Source organism: Porphyromonas levii DSM 23370, from assembly GCF_000379925.1.
Lineage (GTDB): Bacteria > Bacteroidota > Bacteroidia > Bacteroidales > Porphyromonadaceae > Porphyromonas_A > Porphyromonas_A levii.
Genome location: NZ_KB904218.1, coordinates 1 through 2,513, shown reverse-complemented (window position 1 = coordinate 2,513; position 2,513 = coordinate 1). Strand labels below are relative to the sequence as shown.

Genomic DNA, 2,513 nt, shown 5'->3' with positions numbered 1-2,513 from the left:
TTAAAAAACAACTACCCCGATGAAATCAGCATTTCACTCCTCAAAATGCCCAAAAACCACCTCAAAATATACTCTAGGGGTCAAACTTGGGTTAGCAACAAGGTGAATGCAAGAACCACGACCCATGTTGCTTTCCATAAAATAGACAGATGAACATCTCTACCCCTCTTATAGAGCGGTTATTTACTTTTGCGATCGACACAAGCCGTTATAGTTGCGATCTATGGTAAATATAAAAAAAGCAGTACCTTTGTGCCGTCATTATTTAACTCAACATATTTACGCTTTATGAAAAGAAACAGAAGTTTTTTTATTGTATTCGGTCTTATGACCTCGTTATCTCTTACCTCTTGCTCCACACAAGAAAAAGAAATGTCAAGTATTACTGAAGTCAAATCTGCGTGGGATGAAATTGACAGATTCAATTTAGATAGTTCCTCAGAGCTCTCTCTGGATGATATCAGTAGTAATGTATCAGAAATGAGAGCGGGAGAAAGAGCAGAATTCCTCACAGGAAGCACAACAGTTTACCCAACACAAAATATTCTTGCAGATAAGTACATACTTCATGGAGCTTGGCATGAAGTGTATCCCAAAAAGAATCCCCACTATTTGATATTTTTCTTCTCCCCTGAGCCATATATTGTGGAAGTCAAGACCCCAAAGGGGAAGGTTAGCTACGCACAAGCTTTTAGGGAAGCAATGCAGTCGAATGAATTTACTGCATCTTCAAAAAGAAATACAAAATCTACAGCAGAAGCCAGTTTTAAAGAGGTTAAAACTTATAGTGATATTTCAAGTGCTTTTGGGGGAAATTTATCTATTGCCACATCTTTCAGTGGACAAGCATCATACTCAGCAAATTCGAAGAAATACAAAAGTATTCTTTTAGCTCGACTCAAGGTCGGTAATTTCAAAGTAGAAACAGAAGTTGATGGTAAAATAACTAACGATCAAGTCAAAGATAAGTCTCAAGCCTATGTTAGTTCTATGACCTACGGTAAAGTTGCCTACTTGATTATATATTCAAACTACAATTTCAATCAAGTAAAGTCAAGCATCCAGTTAGCTATTTCTACAAAAATAGTCAAAGGAGAAGCTAATTTCTCTAAAGAGCTTACTAAGATTCTGTCAGAGTCAGAATCTTATGTTTGGATTAAGGGCGATAATTCTGATGAATCATTTTGGGGAACAACACCAACGTTTATTAACAAGATGTTCACGGCCATTTTTGATCGTACGAACGTTGGGGTTCCAGTTTTTTTCGAACTCAAGTATGTTAATACTAACGTACTAGTGGATGTGAAAGATTTCGTTCAGTCAGGAACTAGGAGTACAGGAAACGAGGGGAGGACAAGATGAAAAATATTAAATTCGTTATTACGATTGTTTTCGCAATCAGCTTACTGGGTTGTTCTACCCCTAATCATGAGCAGCCCAAGAGGAAGGACAAGACAGAAACGATGGAGGGAACGCCAATAATCCCTCAAGATCCCTCCACACCCAACTACCAAAAGACAATGAGCAACCTACCTGACAACCTCTACGCTTGTGGCTCTCGCACAGTTTTTCCCTACTTAATACTAGACAGTAAAAAGCTATCTGAGGGTTCATTCGCCAATGCTCCAGGAAAGATGTTTGACAACCACACCTACATTTTTAATTTCTCTACTGTCCCATTTATAGTGAGTGGAGAGAATGCACCAGGACTAACAACATACATTAAAGCGACAAAGAAGGCATTGGCTTCGGCAGAACATGCGAAATCTAAAGGGCTTATACATGAATGCTACTCCTATGGTTTTCAGGACAGTACCTCTAAAATTACCCTGCATTTACCGATTGCCTTAGACCCCCTCAAAGAGAGGCAATTATCTGAAAAGTGGAAGAATGTATTCTATGCAGAGTATTATTTCATAAACTTTAGTGTCGAAGCTAAAGTCAAAACATACACTTCCTTTTCTGACAGAGTATATGTTTCAGATATCTATTGGGGCTCATATGCGAGAATTGTTGTTGCCACTAATTATAAGAGAGAGAAGGTCTTTGAGGCTTTCAATGAACGATTGTCTAATTCGCGAAGTAAGAAATGGGATGAAATACTTCAAGACCAGAATTATGAGCTGTATATTTCCCTTTCACATGTACCAGACTCTGGGAAGCCTGTGGATTCAAGTCAATTCTTCTCAGTAGTGGTCGGAGACAAGCCAGAACCAAAACCGATTTTCTTCACCGTAAAATAGTAGCAAAACGGATCGTAGTCGTCTCCCGATAGTCACTCAATATAAAATATAGATAGTCATAAGTCTCAATCCTTGATACATTACCCCTACAGGGCAATCGCATTTGAAATGCTGTATTGACACTCTTTCATAAATGTCATTTAAAGCCTTGAAATTCGGTGTAATATCCTTTTTAATGTCGCAAATTATTGGTATCTTTATATCTGATAATCAATAGTTTAACTCATATAACGAAGGATTTATGGACTCTCTTTTTAAGGCACTTACAAC

At 37.9% G+C, this 2,513-nt stretch carries 2 protein-coding genes; both read left to right on the top strand.

Features of this window, described 5'->3' with window-relative positions; translation table 11 throughout:
* Positions 1-288: 288 nt before the first annotated feature.
* On the top strand, positions 289-1,362 hold the full coding sequence (locus tag A3GG_RS0101430; RefSeq protein WP_134850067.1) for a hypothetical protein: 1,074 nt from the start codon (positions 289-291) through the stop codon (positions 1,360-1,362).
* Positions 1,359-2,243, top strand: a complete 885-nt coding sequence (locus A3GG_RS0101425) for a hypothetical protein (protein ID WP_018357554.1) — start codon at positions 1,359-1,361, stop codon at positions 2,241-2,243. The genes A3GG_RS0101430 and A3GG_RS0101425 overlap by 4 nt, the downstream gene beginning before the upstream one ends.
* Positions 2,244-2,513 lie beyond the last annotated feature (270 nt).